Genomic DNA, 18942 nt, shown 5'->3' on the forward strand with positions numbered 1-18942 from the left:
CGGTTAGGGAGTCGGCTCCGGGGTTCCGGGATCCGGCTTCGTAGGCTGTTCGAGTTGCGGTTTGCCACGGAACACCTCAATGTAACCGCGGAACTCACCGGCATCATCTGCCTGAATGTGGTAGAAGTACACGCCGTCAGGCACGTCTCCGCCATCCCAAAGCTGACCTTCCCTGTACTGATCAGAACTGTATACCTCTCTGCCCCAACGGTTGGTGATGATGATTTTCCAGCCGTCTTCGTTTTCCTTAGGCATGTTCCTGATGTAGAACTGGTCGTTTTTGTTATCCCCGTTAGGAGTAAACATGTTCGGAATCCAGATCTCGTTGTTGGTTCCCAACGTCACGGTTTCTTTTACCGAACATTCGTTTCCGTCGGTAAGAGTCACCACATATACGCCCGGGAACAGGTTCTTGAACACATGTTCGTTCTCTACGCCAGGGCTTCTGGTTTCAGGAATCGGACTTGTTTCCAGTACGCTATTGATGTCCACCCATTTCGAATTGGCTACGCTCAGCTCAACTTCGTAGGCCGGTACTCCGCTTCGTACCACGTGCACTAATCTGATGGCGCCCGTATTACCTGAAGCGTCATCGTACGGCAAAGAGTTCGGATCAGGCCTTACGTCCTCGATAGCCAGCGGATTAAGCGGACGGTTAACAGTCACGTCTTTCTTGGCTTCGATTACGCAACCGCCTTGGTCTTGTCTAACAGACAGCTCGTAATCGCCAGTGGTTATCGCCGGACTGCTGTATTCGTAAGTCACAAAGTCGATATCGTTAGTGAATGATCCGGTGTGAATCTTCTCGTTGGTCGCTTTCGAAACAAGGGCAACGTAGTAATCCAAATCGTTATCGCCTTGGAGATTCGATACTGAGATCACAGCGTCGTCAGTACTACAGTTCGGGTTAGTCAAAGCGAATTCGAAATCAACCGCTTTGGTTCCGCCCGTAACAGTAATCTGCTTGGCGTTAGGACAAGAATCGTCAGAATCTTTACCTCTGACAAATACGTGGTAAGTTCCCTCTCCGAATCCTGGGTAGCTTTTGGTAAGGCTACTCATCTGGTCATTGCTGATGATATTCTCTGACTCTCCGTCTTTCTGGATACTCACGTAGAACGGTGCCGATACCTTGGTGAGGTTACCGTCAATCTTCACCACAATCTTTCCGTCTTTGCCGTTTCCGTCGCAAGTCGGAGCGATTAGCTCAAGATCGTAGTAAACCAAATCCGGTCCGCCTACTGGCACTTCCACGTTCTTTTCGCAACCATTGCCGTCGATTACCGTCAAGTGCTGTATTTCGCGGGTAAGGCCGTTGAAGAGACCATTTTCAGGCAATTTCGGATAATTCACCCCATTGAGTCTGTAGCTGTAAAGCTCGCCGTCAGCGCCACCTTCTCCACCAGTCACGCTAATTATACGGAAGCTACCGTTGTTATTGTCGCAAGCCGCTGGAGTGATATCGCCGATTTCCACCTTAATCTCGGTACCCGTATTCGGAATATCAACTTCAACAGGAATGCTGCAATTATCGTCAACACCGGATCTGAAGCTAATTACCGATTTGCCAACCTGCAAGCCTTCGATAAAGGCCATATTGGTATAAGGCTTCCAGTCAGTAGGCTGTCCTGTGAGGTTGTATTGGTAATCGCCCGTTCCGCCAGTGATTTCGAAACTGGCTTTTCCTCTATCGCCTCCGAAGCAGTTACTACCAACTATCTCCTTCACCGTTACGCCCGTGAGTTTTCTCGAAGAGTTGATCACATAAGCGTTGGTAGAGATCAGTTCGCAAGACGCCGCTCCTTTAGTCGACACCTTGAAGAAGTAAGTTCCTTGTCCAAGTCCGTCGAAGACACCCGTCTCGTTAGCCTTAGCCGGCGAAAGCGGATTCTTATCCTGATCAAGCAATTCGTACACAAACGTTCCTATCAAGGTGGCGTCCAGTACTTTTACCTGAAGTTTTCCATCGTTTCCGGTACAAGACTCGGCTGTTACTTCGGCGGTAAAGTCTCCGCCGTCAAAGTTCGGGGTATCGACCGTTGCCACGTCAGATTCGTCTTCGCATGTCTCCGTAGCCGTAAGGTCCGTCACTTTCACTTTATAATCGCCCGGAATCAGGTTCCTGAATACAGGAGCGTCAACTTGGGTTCCTTCTTCCACGAAGTCAGTTCCGTTGTTCTTCAGAAGTACGTAACGGTAACTGTGTCCAGCCCTTTCGCCTGTGAGGCGTACGGTAGCCGTAGCGTTGTCGCCGTTGCAAACCGCTTGGGCAATATCAAGAGTAGCTTCAAGTTCGCAAGGCTTATCGTTTTCGCAATCCGTCGGATCCGGAGCGCTGAGCGTCACTACCCAAGTGTCTGTCTCGCAACCTCCAGTTTTGCTAACCTTGACGGTGTAGCTTCCAGCCTTAAGGTTCGGGAAGAAGTTGGCTTGGGCAGGATCCGCCGTTTGCGCAACACCTGAACCGTCAAGTACCTCAAAGGTGTAATCCGGTACATCCGTAGGCGAAACGTCGAACTTGATAAAACCGTCGTTTCCGTCGCAGGTCACTCCGCTGGCGCTGACACCAGGCTTGATGTCTACGGCCCTAGAGATGTTGGCCTCTTGGCTAACCCAACTACAAGCAAGATCCTTGATACGGACATTTACCGTGTACGTTCCCGCACCGAAGTCCTCTATGGCTTTAGCCGTCAGGTTTCTGGATCTGGCCGTGAAGTCTCCATCTTTAACGATGGTGCCCGCACGGTTGAGTATCTGGTATTCGTAAGCTTTAGCCCCTTCAACAAGCAAGATAATCTCACCGTTTCCGGCACCGTTGCAGGATTCGTTGTTAACGGCTACATTCAGCACCAAGTCTTCGCACTCGACGCCACAGTCAGACGGTTCGCCTACCGTTACGTTTTTCTCGAAGTCGCAACTGTTGGCGTCAGTAACGCTGATTCTGTAATCGCCTTTGGCCAATCCAGTGAAAATACCCACTCCATTGCCAGCGACCAGCGTCGTGCCTTTATACAATTTGAAGACTTTGGCTCCCGAACCGCCCTGTACATTGGCCACCTCGATAATACCGTCAGAACCTTCGCAAACGCTTACGTCGGTCACTTTCTCGGTAATACCAATAATCTGATTTGGAGCCGTGATTGTCACGTCCGTAGTGTAAACGCAATCATTAGCGTCTTTAACCTCGACAGTGTAAGTGCCCTGAGACTTTCCAGCGAACAGTCCAGTTGTGTTGTTGTCGCCTTCTACTGTGTAAGTATACGGCGCAACTCCGCCCCTTACTCCCGTAACATGGATGGTCCCGTCAGGGGTTCCGCAAGAGGTAACTTTAAGTTTGGCCGCATCGACGATTATTCCGTCGATAGCCTCTGGCGCCATTACTCCCGAATACGTTTCGCTGTATTCGCAAGCCGTATTGGCATCTCTTACCCAAACAATGTAATCTTTGGCTTCCAGCGCCGTAAACTCGTTGTCCGATCCGTAGGTTCCGCCATCCAGTTTATATTCGTAAGCACCTGAGCCTCCATTGACGCCTTCGACCGTGATCTTGCCGTCTGTCGCATCGCAGGTCGTCGGATCACTATCGGTGATTGACAGGCCTGTGATTGCTCCCGGGCCTTTGCCAACTTCCACATCTTTAGATGCCGAAGCGCAACCTCCCGCAGTGTCAACCAAACGCACGCTATAAGTGCCGGCCGTCAAACCGCCAATCGTTTTTGTTCCAGTAAAGGCTTCGTTCTGTTTTGTGCCGTCAGGCTTAGTAAGCTCAAGGACAAAGTTACCCGATCCGCCCACTACATTGGAAACTGTTATCGAGCCGTCCGCCGCACCGCAAGGCGTAGTCATGTCCGACGCGCCGAGGGTAAAGGTAATCGACGAGCCCGGTCCTGTGATAACGACATCGCCGAGTACGGTTTCGCACCCTTTGTCATCCCTTACAGTTACGGTGTATGTTCCTTCCGTCAAGTCTTCGAATTTGTTGCTTGCCTGGAAGGTCGATCCGCTTGAGTATTCGTAAGTGCCCGTTCCGCCCGTTGCGTTTTCTACCGTGAACGAACCTTCGTTTCCGCCACAGGTAGTTACAGGCATTACGTTTTCGATATCGGCGGTAATCGCATTAGCCGATACCAGACTTACTTCAGGGCTAATCCTTTCGCAACCCGTTCCTTCATCCAGCACATATGCCTTATAATCTCCAGAAGCCAGGGCTTCGAAACGTGGAGAGGCTTGGAAGCTTACGCCGTCAAGCGAATACTTATAAGGCCCGGTACCGGTCAAAGCGCCCTCATCGACTTCGATAACTCCATCGACAGAGTTACATGCTGTCGGATGCTTAGTTTCCTTAAAGGCAACGTCGTCAGCCTCCGGCCATTCGTCAATCGTTACTTTAAGTTCGGTAGCAAGAGTACAACGGGTGTCTTTGTTCCGAATATTCAAGCTGTGTTCGCCAGAGGAAAGGTTCGACACTGTGAATGTCGTACCCGGAGCGTCCACATAGCTCGATCCATCCAACGAATACTCGAAATTACCGGCTCCGGTGATTTCCACTCTGAATTCGCCGTCATTATCATTACAATTCGAAACGCCTGTTTCGGCAGTTACTTTTGCCACAACGTCTTCCGAATTATCATTAATGGTAAATCCTGTTTTGCTCAAGTCGCAACCTGTGGCTTTGTTTTTCACAGTCACTTCATAATCTCCAGCAGGCAGATTATCGAATTCTCCCGAATCGTTAGTGAAAGTAGCAGGTCCTGACAATGTGTATTCGTAAGATCCTGCAGCCAGCGTAGGAAGCACATCTTTGACTTGCAGTTTGCCATTCGGCGCAGTACAAGTAGTTACATGCTCGAGTACCTGTACCGTAAAGTCAGTCACTTTGGCCGGCTCAGTGAAGGCCACGCTTTCAACAGCCGTACAACTCGATACTATATCGGTCACGAAGACTTTGTATTCAGGTTTGTAATCTAAGTTGTCAAAGACAAATGTTCCGTCCTCATCAACGTCTTCGGTATCTCCCACTATCTCGTTTCCATCCCCATCTTCAAGACGATAGCGATATTTGCCAGCTCCTTTCGATACGGTAACGCTAACCGAACCGTCCGTTGTCCCGCATCCAGTAACATCGGTCGGAGTCAGGGTCAATGTAAATGGAGCAGGATCGGTGATCGTTACATTGGCCACTTCTTTTTCGCAAGTAGCCTCGTCACGAACTTTTATCACATAAGTGCCAGCCTTAAGATTTGAGAATATCGGACTGGTCTGCGAAGTCGCGAAATCATCTTTCGAATATGTGAGGATACCTGTTCCTCCAGTCACTTTCACTTCTATAACTCCGTTACCTGTTGTGCCACAAGTGGTATTGTGCGTTACCAAAGGAGTATTTACTGTAATGTCCCCGATTGTAACGTCTACAAACTCTGGGGCACTTTCGCAACCAGTCGCATCGTCCCTAAGGATCAAAGTATATCGGCCAGCGACTCCCACAGCGGTAGGATCAGCCACCGTATTGCCTCCGTTATCAGTGTACAGGACAGTTCCCGCATCGCTGGCGCCTTTGTCCACCAAAGCGGTCAAATCGACCGTGCCTCCGCAATTTGCTTTAGCGGTATTCGTAGCTACGAGCGTTGGCAAACCATTGATAACAACAAGAAGAGTTCCTTCGGCCAAGCAAGTTCCGCCTCCCGTATTTCTCACATAATAAGTCCCGCTCTCGGTTACTGTAGCGCTTGTGAGAATTTCGCTGAAGTCAGGTTTCTTGGAGAATTCTACCGTTATCGCCTTGTTACCTACACCAGCGGTCAAATCGACATTTTCACAGCCCACCAACGGCGCCGTTTGCAGATTCAGGTCGGGCGCTTCCTTAACGTTCACGTTTGTGGTGGTTTCGGCAGTCTGATTTTTCAGGCAAGCCGATGAGAGCAGTTCGACTTTAATCGTTTGGTTGCCACCGTTCACGAAGGTGTGCGTGTATTCCGCTCCTTCTTCTCCCGTAATCTCAGTACCGTTCACAAACCAAGTATAAAGCGGTGTGGTACCACCATTTGTCGGTTTGGCTTTGAAAGTTAGGCTCTCACCTTTGCAGGTTTCGGAAGCGCTTACTTCCAGAGCTACAGCCGGCTTATCATCTTCTCCCTGAATCTCGAAGGTTTCAGAGATAAACTCATTATAACAGTCTTTGGCCGGAACTTTTGCGTAAACCAAATCTCCCGCCACCAAAGTGTTTTCGGTAAGGGTGATTCCTGTTCCCAACAGTTGGTCCGGGCCTGTCATTACTTTGAACCAAGAAACAGTAATACCGTCTGGGGCGTCAACCTTTTGCAACTTCAACGTTACAGGGTTAGCAGCACATTTAACGATATCGTCTTTTATTACGATAAAGTCCATGTCCTTCTTGGCCACATTCATCGTGAGTTCTGCGGACTCTTGCGTCGGTGAAGTGGCGCAGGCCAACCCGGTGGTCAATTGCGCTTTTACCTTATCGCCGTCAGCAGGAGTATAACGATACGTCAAACCAGTAGCCACTTTTGTAGCGTTGACGTACCAATCGACAACCGGGCTTCCGCCGGCGTTGGTAAGCGTGGCGGTAAACTCCGTCTCGTCTCCCGGACAAACATCAGTGTTTCCGTCTATCGCAATCGAAGGCGTAACGCTACCCACATTAACGTCTACGGTGGTCGAAGTAACCGAACTTTCAGTCAAACAGTCTACACTGTTGCTTACTACCGTTACGCTTATTTGGTGGTCTCCCGCAGTCAAATCCGAACGTTTATAAATATTCGTATTGTTCGTCTGCTCTATTCCGTCTACTGTCCATTTGTATGTCAATGTTCCTTCGCCACCCGTTACGTCAGCCGTAAAGGTCACTTCCTCGCCCGCACAAACAGCGGTGGCCGAACTGGTAAGGGCTACAGACATTGTTTTCTGAACAGCGATATTTCCGGTCTTGGTGTCTACCGAGGCTTCACACAGAACGTCGTCACGCTCAAATATTACCTCAATTTTAGTCGGGTCGTTTCCGAAGCTCGCGACCGACTTACCGCAAACGCCATCCTTAGCTTTCATTCTCAGGCTAATAAAGCGTCCGTTATCCGTAATCGATTCTGGTTTCGCGTCAGCAGGCGTCCAAACTACCGTAATTTTTCCTTCAGCAGGAGTTACCGCCACCACTTCGGCTCCGAAGGCGCTGTACCCCAAGGTTACCGCCTTGTTAGCTGGATTAGTAGGATCAGCCATTACCGGCTCTACCAAAGTAGCGTCATAAGTTATGGTGAATTGCGCTCCCGATATATCGTCAAAACCTCTTACAAGAACAGGATAGTCAAATTCGCTATCGGCGTCAACGCTCAAATCATTCGGGAAGAATAATCCGAAATCCAGCTCCCTGACAACTACGTTCACCTCAATTCTGTCGGATTCGCATCCTTCAGCGTCGGAAGACGTAACGTAATATTTTCCTGTCACCAATTTTTCGGAAGTCAAAAGAGGCGTTCCGCCAGCCGCGACAGAATACCACTTAAGGTTTATACCGTCGGCGTCAAGATCAGCGACCGTTTTCTCTCCGCAGAAGTTTTGGTTCTCCCTACCCGCAACATCAGGTGGAGTAATAGTGGTCGGATCCTTAAACTCAACCGTCAATTCCACAGGGTCACTGTCGCAAACGACATTCGATACAGTCCAAGTCAGTTTATATGTAGTCCCTAATGTACCGGTAAATCTTGTTGTAGATGCTGTCGGAGAATCCAATGTTCCTCCCGTACCAGAAGTGATAGTCCATTGTCCGGTTTCCCCTGCCGCTAAGGCGCTTCCTTCCAAAGTAACTTCCGTATCACCGCAAAGAGCCGGCAAAGGATCGACAGTCGCTACCGGTTTGGTCAAGACCTTAACCTCGTGTTCCGCCACATCGCTATCGCCACAACTATTTGTCGCTGTCGCTTTCACAGTGGCCGTACCGTCAAATGTTCCTGACCAGGTTACTTGCCCTGTATTAGCGTCAATCGCTCCCGCAACATTCGGTTCCAAAGTATACTTTAAAGTAGCCCCGGCAGTTGTTGTAGTCGCAGTGAAAGTAGTTGTTGCGGTTCCTTGGCAAATATTCTCAATAGAAGTAGCCGCAAACACAGGCTTTGCAGGAGGACTAGAGTCGGCTGGACCGTCTACAGTAGCGGTTTTCTCGTCGGACTCACAACCTGTCGCCAAATCTTTAACCTTCACTTTATAATCACCAGCATCCAAGGCGTTCACCATGAATGGGCTGGTTCCAGCGACATAAGCGCCTCCGTTAACCGAGAATTCGTAATTCCCTGCTACGTTAACTTCTATCTTAAGAGTTCCGTCAGTTACTCCGCAGTCAGAAAGCCTTGTCGTGGTCAGAATAATATCACCCACGTCCAGACCTTCAGCATTATCCTCAATTAACACAGGTTTCACGGATGATTCGCAACCGCTAACCTTATTGACTACTTTGAGTGTATAATTACCCGCAGCTAGGGATTCGAAAACTCCTTTATCATTTTTCGTTACCGTAGCTCCTTGCGCAAGGTGATATTCATAATCCGTTCCCACAGGATCGACAGACGTAATCACCACTTTTCCATTGTCGGCAAGACAAGATGTTACATGAGTCACATCAAAAGCGAAGTCGTCCACATTGACCTTCGGAGCGAAATCGACATCGGTTGTTCCTTCGCAACCGCTAACGGCGTCTCGCACTTTCACGACATATTTCGCTTCGTATGCGAGGTTATCAAACAAGTGCGAATTCTGCTCGGCCCTGACTACGTTTCCGTCGCCATCCTCCAAGGTGTAAAAGTAGTCCGTACCGCCAGTGGCAGTTACCGTAATACTTCCGTCGGTAGTGGCACATGAACTCGGGTCAACAAAAGTCGCTGAAACAGTAAGGTCGGTTGCGCCGTCAACAACTGTCACAGTCTCGACTTTCACGCACTTTCCACTTCCCGCATAGCGTACTTTGATCTCGTAATTGCCAGCGGTCAGGCCAGTGAACGTAGCGTCAGTTTGAACTGTAGCGAAGTCATCTTTCGAATACTCCAACCCTGTTCCAGTGTATTTTACTTCAATCTGCCCATTTCCTCCGGTTCCGCACAATGTATTGTTTGTCACTGTCGGGTCGCCAACTCGCAGAATATCCGGATTGATAGTCACATCTATATCAAGCTCTCCACTTTCACAATCAGTGACCTTGTCTTTAACCATGACTTTGTAAACGCCACTGACGGTCACCTCTTCCGGATTAGCAACCACATTGGAAGACGGATCTTTGAAAATCAAATCGTAATTGGCTCCCGTATCGGTGTTCGCCACGTCAACCAGGGCCTTAATGTCGGCGGGTTGACCACAGTCAGTCTCCAGCGTATTTGACGTCAACGCAAGTTTTGGACTTTCACCTACCGAGACGTTCAAGCTTCCTTCATCCGCAGGGCAACTTCCTCCGGCACCAGCATCACGCACATAGTACGTTCCGCTTTCAGTCACTACGCTACCGCCTACAGGAACAGTGAAGTCTTTGTCTTTGAAGTATTCCGGAGTTACGCCAGTGCCTTTTACTCCTGTAGCCAAATCAACGTTACCACAACCTTGCAACAGCGAGGTCACTAGATCTAAAGAAGGTGATTCCTGCACGTTAACAGTCACTTCCTTTGTTACGGGATCCAAACAAGACGCAGTCGGTGTCATTTCGACTTTGACAGTCACATTCCCTGTTGCTACAAATGTTCTGTTAAATTCAGGGCTTGTTCCTTCTGAAATCTCCGTTCCGTCAATAAACCATTTATATTTTGGAGTAGAGCCTGCATTTTCAAGAGGAGTAGCCGTAAACTTCACAGGCGTGCCTTTACATGGCGTTGTGCTTTCAGCGGTCAAGTCTACTTTGGCTGTGGCACTTTCTCCTAAAATGACAAGATTCTCAGAACGATATTCTTTATAACAGTCTTTAGCTCCAACTTTAGCGTAAACCCAATCGTGCTCAGCCAAAAGGGTTCCCCCAACATTTAGGATCATTCCATTTCCTAATTTCTCATCATCGCCAAAAATCGGAATTTTATACCATTCAACACTCACCCCAGCCGGAGCGTCAATTGGTCTTATCTCAAGTTTTACCGTCTTTGCGCCACACTTGACTATATCATCTTTGACCAGCTCAAACTTCATTTCCTTATCCCCAGTACTGATCGTAAGGACATTTGATTCTGGGTCAGTAACCGTTGAGCATGCAATGTCTGCTGTCAACAATTGGGCTTTCACTTTGTCGTTATTCGCCGGGTCGTATTTATATGTCGTCTTGTTGACTCCACGATCTTGTTCGGTTCCGTTCACAAACCAGACTACAGTCGGGGTAGCGCTGGCGTTTGTCAACGTAGCTGTAAACTCGACCTCTTCGCCCGAGCAAATCGAAGTTTCTCCATTCAGTGAAATTGTCGGCGTGACGGTTCCCACATTTACGTCCACCGAGTTGGAGGCGACAGTTCCGTTAACCAAACAATCTGTTTCCGTACTTACGACAGTCACGCTTACAGCGTGATCCCCATCGGCCAAGTCGTTTCTGCTGTATGTAGAAGAGGTCGTTGTGGTTTCTGTTCCGTCAACAATCCATTTATAAGACAGCGTGCCCTCTCCGTTAGTCACATTGGCCGTAAACGTCACATTATCCCCTGCACAAACAGCGGTAGCCGAAGCCGTCAAGGTTACGGTCATTTCCTTTTTCACCTTGACATTTCCTTCCCCGAGTATTACCTCGGCAGAACAGAGCGGAGTATCTCCGAAAGCGACATTGACGGCAGACATAGTCACTTTTTCTTCTCCGCAAACATTCTCTTTAGCCTTAAAATTAATGCCTAACAGCTGTGAATTATCAGCTAGCGTTTCCGGTAAAAGATCAGCGGGAGCCCACAACACCCTAACTTCTCCAGCGGACGGATTAGTCGCCAAGATCTCAGCGCCGAAAGCGGAATGCGATAACGAGACGTTTATTCCACTGGAAATAACAGGCTCGACCAAAGCGGGGTCGTAGTTTATAGTGAAATTAGTTCCCGCTATTTCCTCAAAACCTTTTATATAAATAGGGAAATCGAAATTGTCACCCGCATCAACATCAACATTGGAAAGCGTGAAGACTACCTCACGCTCAGACAATTCGACTGTCACCTTTTTTCGGTCAGACTCACATCCTGTTCCATTTACCGAGGCCACATAATAATCTCCGGCCACCAACGGTTCTGTAGAAGCCAAAGGAGTGTCAGAAGTCAGAGAAGAGAACCACTTCAGGTTCGCTCCTGACGCCTCAAGATCCGCTACAGTCGGCGAATCGTTCTGGCAGAAGCCTTGAGTTGGTTTATTTACAACAGGCGCCGTAATCGCCGAGGGATCGTTAAAAGTAACCGTAACCACACTCGACTTAGCGGAACATGCTCCGTTCGAAACAACCCACTCAAGAGTGTAAGTGCTACCCAAAGACCCTGTCAACTTGGCCAAAGGACTATTCGCATTGTCCAAGCTACCTCCCGTTCCAGTCAAGATTGTCCAGGTTCCTGTTTCTCCCGAAGCTGGTGTATTTCCTCCTAATTGATACTCGGTCACCCCGCACAGTGTTGGGGCCGAAGTAGCCGTGGCGACAGGAACTCGTTTAACCTCAATTTCTTTCTCCACAAATTTATCCGCACCGCAACTACCTGAAGCGGTTGCTGTAACAGTAGCGGTTCCTACAAAAGTAGGAGCCCACGTAATGATTCCATTTGCGTCTACGCCTCCCGCAGAAACCGGCGACAAGCTATAAGTCAATGTTGAGCTTCCCGTAACAGTCGCTTTTGCCGAAGTTGTAGCCTCGCCCAAGCAAACCGACGAAGGAATTCCCGCTTCAAAAACCGGAAGTTTAACCCGTTCTTTTACGTTTACGGAATGAGTGGCCTCAGTATTTGAGCCACAATCGCCAGAGGCTGTCGCCTTAATCTGGGCTGTTCCCACAAAATCCACATCCCAACTTACGATACCGCTAGTCTCCCCTATTGTCCCGGCACCGGCAGGCGAAATCGAATATTTTATTGAAGTGGAATTATCAGCATCAGCGATAAAAGTAGTATTGAGAGTTCCACCACAAATCTCGGTAGGATTGGAAACCAAGAAGTTAGGAACACCCAAGCTTCCCTTAACCTGAACCGTCGTTTCAGTCGTTTCCACATTACCGCAGTCATCTTTCGCAGTCGCCGTAATAGTGGCGTTTCCTTCAAAAGTATCGTCCCAATCCAATACATTTCCGGCAAACGTACCCGCACCCAAAGGTTGAACACTAAACTCTATCGATGTTGAGTTAGTGGCCGTCGCTACGAAAGTGGTGTTTGCTGGATTTCCACAAAGCTCGCTTACAGTCGTCGGATCAAAAACAGGTTTTCCGACCACTCCTTTTACGGTAACCGTAAACGTGGCTGGCGTCGATGTACAGATCGCAGTGGCCGTTAGCGTATTTGTTATATCGTATGTACCGGGCGTACTGGCCGAAAGGTCAATTTCCCCGGTGGTCGAATTCAAAGCCAACCCTGTAGCCGGTGTTACCGAAAAGGTTCCTTTACTGGCTCCCATTCCCATTACTGGAGCAGGGTCTACAGCGTCAACGCAATATTCGGTCGCTCCGAAAGTGAAATCCGCTTTCGCGACTTCCTCTACAGTAACGTCAATCGCCGTTCTTTCGCTGACACAACCTCCTTGTACTGTTTCAGCGTAATATGTCGTGCCGTTTGTCAGTGTCACGGCACCATCCAAAGCGGTGCCTCCTGTTGCCGTTGCAAACCATGAGATTGTACCTACAGCCGTAGCTGACAGATCCGCAACCGTATGAGGTTCATTGGAACAAAACTCCTGATTCGAGGCGACAGGTTTCGCTGTCTTTAGGATTTTCACTTTTACGGGAGTGGAAACGATATCTCCGCATGGGGCCCCGCTCTTGACCGTATTTATAATAGTATACTCTCCTGCCGGACTTGCCGAAAGGTCAATTTTCCCTGTTGAGGCATTGATTGACAGTCCCGTACCCGAAGTAACCGTAAACATTCCTTTTACCGCCGAGCCCGTCATAGTCGGGCTTGGATCAACATCTGTTGAACAAAAAGATGCGGCAAACGTGAACTCCGCCGTAGGTGCGGTCTCAATTGTAACCAAAGAGCCCGAACGGGCGCTCACGCAAATTCCGTTCGTCGACTCCGCGTAATACGTCGTTCCGGTTGCCAAGGCCGTAGTCGAAGGCAAAGCCGTCCCGCCTGTCGCGTTGGCGAACCAGGACACTCCCGCAGGCTGAAGATCGGCGACCGTGGCCAAGTCCGTCGAGCAGAATGTCTGGTCCGTAACCGTCGGCGTGTCTGGCGTTTTGGTAACCTTCACCGTTACCGCCCCGGACTCCACAGCCGCGCAGGCGCCGCCGGGATCTACCGTGTTCTTTATGGTGTATGTCCCTTCGGTACTCGCCGAAAGGTCGATTTCACCCGTCGTGGCATCGATCGCCAAGCCGGCGGGTGTAGCAGTGAAAGTCCCTTTTACCGAAGTCCCGGTCATCGACGGAGTCGGATCCGTTTCAGAGGTGCAGTACTCCCCTTTGGCGAAAGTGAATTCCGCCGTAGGCGATTCCTCGATCGTTACCAAAGAGCCCGATCGGGCGCTCACGCAAATTCCGTTCGTCGACTCCGCGTAATACGTCGTGCCGGTTACCAGAGCAGTCGTCGAAGGCAAAGCCGTCCCGCCTGTCGCGTTGGCGAACCAGGACACTCCCGCAGGCTGAAGATCGGCGACCGTGGCCAAGTCCATCGAGCAGAATGTCTGGCCCGTAACCGTCGGCGTGTCAGGCGTTTTGGTGATCTTCACCGTTACCCCCGCCGACTCCACCAGGGCGCAGGCGCCACCGGGATCAACCGTGTTTTTTATAGTGTATGTGCCTTCCGTACTGGCCAAAAGGTCGATCTCTCCGGTCCCAGCGTCTATCGCCAAACCGGCTGGTGTCGCCGTGAAAGTCCCTTTTACCGAAGTCCCGGTCATCGACGGGCTCGGATCCGCTTCCGCGGTGCAATATTCCCCTTTGGCGAAAGTGAATTCCGCCGTAGGCGATTCCTCGATCGTAACCAAAGAGCCCGATCGGGCGCTCACGCAAAGTCCGTTAGTGGACTCCGCGTAATAGGTCGTGCCGGTTACCAAAGCCGTAGTCGAAGGAAAAGCCGTCCCGCCTGTCGCGTTGGCGAACCAGGACACTCCCGCAGGTTGAAGATCGGCGACCGTGGCAGTGGCCGTAGAGCAGAAAGTCTGGTCCGTAACCGTAGGGGCGTCTGGCGTTTTGGTGACCTTCACCGTCACTCCCGCCGACTCCACCGGGGCGCAAGCGCCACCGGGATCTACCGTATTCTTTATGGTGTATGTCCCTTCGGTACTGGCCGAAAGGTCGATCTCCCCGGTTGTGGCGTTTATCGCCAAACCGGCCGGAGTCGCCGTGAATGTCCCTTTTACCGCGGTCCCGGTCATCGACGGAGTCGGGTCCGTTTCAGAGGTGCAGTACTCGCCTTTGGCGAACGTGAACTCGGCCGTCGGCGCTTCCTCGATCGTTACCAAAGAACCGGAACGCGCGCTCACGCAAATTCCGTTCGTAGACTCCGCATAATACGTCGTTCCGGTTGCCAAGGCCGTTGTTGAAGACAAAGCCGTCCCCCCTGTTGCGTTGGCGAACCAGGACACTCCCGCGGGTTGAAGATCGGCGACCGTGGCCAAGTCCGTCGAGCAGAAAGTCTGGCCCGTAACCGTCGGCGTGTCAGGCGTTTTGGTGACCTTCACCGTCACCGCCCCGGACTCCACAGCCGCGCAGGCGCCACCGGGATCAACCGTATTTTTTATGGTGTATGTGCCTTCGGTACTGGCCGACAGGTCGATCTCCCCGGTAGTGGCGTTTATCGCCAAACCGGCCGGAGTCGCCGTGAATGTCCCTTTTACCGCGATCCCGGTCATCGTAGGGCTCGGATCGGTTTCCGAAGTGCAGTACTCGCCTTTGGCGAAAGTGAACTCGGCCGTCGGCGCTTCCTCGATCGTCACCAGCGAGCCCGAACGCGCGCTCTCGCAGATTCCGTTCGTCGACTCAGCGTAATAGGTCGTGCCGGTTACCAGGGCTGTCGCCGGAGGCAAAGCCGTCCCCCCTGTCGCGTTCGCGAACCAGGACACGCCGGCCGGTTGCAGGTCGGCGACCGTAGCCGTGGCCGTAGAGCAGAAACTCTGGGCCGTAACCGTCGGGGTGTCAGGCGTTTCGGTGATCTTCACCGTTACACCAGCCGACTCCACCGTCGCGCAAACGCCGGCGGGATCGACCGTGTTCTTTATGGTGTATGTCCCTTCGGTACTGGCCGAAAGGTCGATCTCCCCGGTTGTGGCGTTTATCGCCAAACCGGCTGGAGTCGCCGTGAATGTCCCTTTTACCGCGGTCCCGGTCATCGACGGGGTCGGGTCCGTTTCAGAGGTGCAGTACTCGCCTTTGGCGAACGTGAACTCGGCCGTAGGCGATTCCTCGATCGTTACCAAAGAACCGGAACGCGCGCTCACGCAAATTCCGTTCGTAGACTCCGCATAATACGTCGTTCCGGTTGCCAAGGCCGTTGTTGAAGACAAAGCCGTCCCCCCTGTTGCGTTGGCGAACCAGGACACTCCCGCCGGTTGCAGATCGGCGACCGTGGCCAAGTCCGTCGAGCAGAAAGTCTGGTCCGTAACCGTCGGCGTGTCAGGCGTTTTGGTAACCTTCACCGTTACCCCCGCTGACTCCACCGCCGCGCAGGCGCCGCCGGGATCTACCGTGTTCTTTATGGTGTATGTGCCTTCCGTACTAGCCGAAAGGTCGATATCACCGGTCGTGGCGTTGATCGCCAAGCCGGCCGGTGTAGCAGTGAACATACCTTTTACCGAAGTCCCGGTCATCGACGGGCTCGGATCCGCTTCCGAGGTGCAGTATTCCCCTTTGGCGAAAGTGAATTCCGCCGTAGGCGATTCCTCGATCGTTACCAAAGAGCCCGATCGGGCGCTGACGCAAATTCCGTTCGTCGACTCCGCGTAATACGTCGTGCCGGTTGCCAAGGCCGTAGTCGAAGGCAAAGCCGTTCCGCCCGTAGCGTTCGCGAACCAGGAAACTCCGGCCGGTTGCAGATCGGCGACCGTGGCCAAGTCCGTCGAGCAGAAAGTCTGGTCCGTAACCGTCGGCGTGTCAGGCGTTTTGGTAATCTTCACCGTCACTCCCGCCGACTCCACCGTGGCGCAAACGCCGGCGGGGTCAACCGTATTCTTTATGGTGTATGTCCCTTCGGTACTCGCCGAAAGGTCGATATCACCGGTCCCGGCGTTGATCGCCAAGCCGGCCGGTGTAGCAGTGAACGTACCTTTTACCGAAGCGCCGGTCATAGTTGGGGTCGGATCCGCTTCCGAGGTGCAGTACTCCCCTTTGGCGAACGTGAATTCGGCCGTAGGCGATTCCTCGATTGTCACCAGCGAACCCGAACGGGCGCTCACGCAAATTCCGTTCGTCGACTCCGCGTAATACGTCGTGCCGGTTGCCAAGGCCGTTGTTGAAGACAAAGCCGTCCCCCCTGTCGCGTTGGCGAACCAGGACACTCCCGCCGGTTGAAGATCGGCGACCGTGGTCAAGTCCGTCGAGCAGAATGTCTGGTCCGTAACCGTAGGGGCGTCTGGCGTTTTGGTGACCTTCACCGTTACAGCCCCGGACTCCACAGCCGCGCAGGCGCCACCGGGATCAACCGTGTTTTTTATTGTGTATGTGCCTTCCGTACTGGCCGAAAGGTCGATTTCACCCGTCGTGGCGTTGAGCGCCAAGCCGGCGGGTGTAGCAGTGAAAGTCCCTTTTACCGAAGTCCCGGTCATCGACGGGCTCGGATCCGTTTCAGAGGTGCAGAACTCCCCTTTGGCGAAAGTGAATTCCGCCGTAGGCGGTTCTTCTACCGTAACGGTAACCGAATTCTTTGTGGCGTTAATTCCCGCATCACAGCCATCTGCGGTCGAAACGGAGATTATTGTATATGTTGTCGTAGCTGTCGGGCTTACCGTTATCGGGTCTCCTGAACTATAGTTTGTTTTGTTTATAGCATTGGTCCCGTCATTTAATTCGATATTAAACGGTCCCGTTCCTCCTGTGATTTGTACTGAAATCACTCCGTCTGATCCTTTACAGATCGCAACAGGATCGCTAGCGGAAGCTTCTCCTTTCTGGAAGATCGTAAATACCACAGATTTGGCGGTACTTGTACATTTCGTTGTCGGGTTCTGTTGAACTACATAATATGTATATGTGCCAGGCGCAGTTTCTATTGGCGTAAAATCAGCCGCTGCACCAATTTGGCTTGTAAGGCCGGCATCACTATACCAAAAGAAGTCGTAACCTGCCTCTCCCGTTGCGGTAAATGTCGGGGTGGGTTCCCCTTCACAAACAGATTGGTTCGTGCTCTCAGGTTGGTCGGGTATCACTTTCAAATCGTCGACCGTATAGGTCTTCGAAATTGTACCGCAATCCCTTTTGTCCTTTACGGTTACAGTATAGTCCCCCTCTGTTAATCCTGAAATTTTTCGAGTATCAGCCGTAAAACCATCTGGCCCTACCCAAGAATAGACTTTCGAATCAGGAGAATAACCTCCATCCATCTTCAAGTCTATCTCACCCGTCGCAGAACTATCATCACAAGAAGTGTTGCCCACTGGAGCAACATCGCTGTTAAAGCGCATAATCTCGAAAAAGATGTTCGCGCCTCTGACAGCCCAGTTGTTTTGGTGTATGATCGTATACCTCGCCAACGTTCCATCAGTGCTCAAAGAGGCCGGAACATTCTTAAAGACATAGAAATCATCCCCCGTTTCGTGTTCCACGGTTATTCCTCCTACCGCAGGCATTCCCGGAACAATAACCAAAACCCTAGAGGTAGAGATTATATCATAAAGTAACAGTTCATCAAAATCATCCAGATCGGCCCCATCGTCCAAAACAAAATGTGCCGTTACATCTGCGGTGCCATCGCCGTTATAACATATTTCGTAACCGTTAATGCCTTTGGCCCCATTTAAAGAAACTGTCGGTAAACTTTGCGCAAAAGCCTGTCCTATCAATAAAAGCAACGCAAAGGAAACTAAGCTGAAAAATCTAAGTTTTTTCACCATAATACTAACGCCAAAACACCTGTTATTTAACCGCAATTCCATTCCGTCCATTCACATCGAAAGAACACCCGTCCCCCATTCTCACATGAAGCATATAATGCCCTTGTTTAAGTCCTGAGAATAATGATTTCTCAACATTCTGCTCAACCGAAAAATTCATTTCTTTCGTGTTTGTCACATTCATCAAATCCACAAGAAAAAATTTGGCTTTTTTTGCGGACCTATCCTTAAATGTGAAAAACAACTCGAACTTTCCGTCTCGCTTTTTATCGGCGATAACCCGATACTCATATTTCACATCACACGGGGGCGTGGTTGCCTTAACGTTTATTGAAAAAACGCACACGACGACGATTAAGATTAACAGAGTACAGTACCGTCTCATATAACTCAGGTTTACTTAAAATCAGACTTGGTTCCGGTCACGACCACCTTCGCTTCCGGGTAATCAAAAAGCTTGGTTCAAAAACAGCTTTCTCTCAGATTGAGACCTCCCAAAAACATATCGGGAACAGTATATCTAAGCTTGAATTTATCAAATAATAGTTACAATACACTATGTCGCACTGTTAATTTTATCACAGCAAAACATCCATGTTTCATGAAAATAACTAAGTATCAACCAAATACGAAAGATACAGTAATATTCTTATCAAATAAAAATCAATTCATATCTCATATTTGATGTTTGTTTTGTGTCTTTATAAGACACTGATTGACACAGGAAAAACACCGGGCTTATTAAAGAAGAAAAACAAGAGGTGA

The 18942-nt window shown here is 50.5% G+C and carries 1 protein-coding gene; it reads right to left on the bottom strand.

Features of this window, described 5'->3' with window-relative positions; genetic code table 11:
- Positions 1-3: 3 nt before the first annotated feature.
- Positions 4-18135 carry an Ig-like domain-containing protein gene (locus AABK39_RS11165; protein WP_338391431.1) on the bottom strand — a complete coding sequence of 6044 codons (18132 nt, stop codon included), beginning with the start codon at positions 18133-18135 and terminating at the stop codon, positions 4-6.
- Positions 18136-18942: the final 807 nt, after the last annotated feature.

This window comes from Fulvitalea axinellae (assembly GCF_036492835.1).
Taxonomy (GTDB): domain Bacteria; phylum Bacteroidota; class Bacteroidia; order Cytophagales; family Cyclobacteriaceae; genus Fulvitalea; species Fulvitalea axinellae.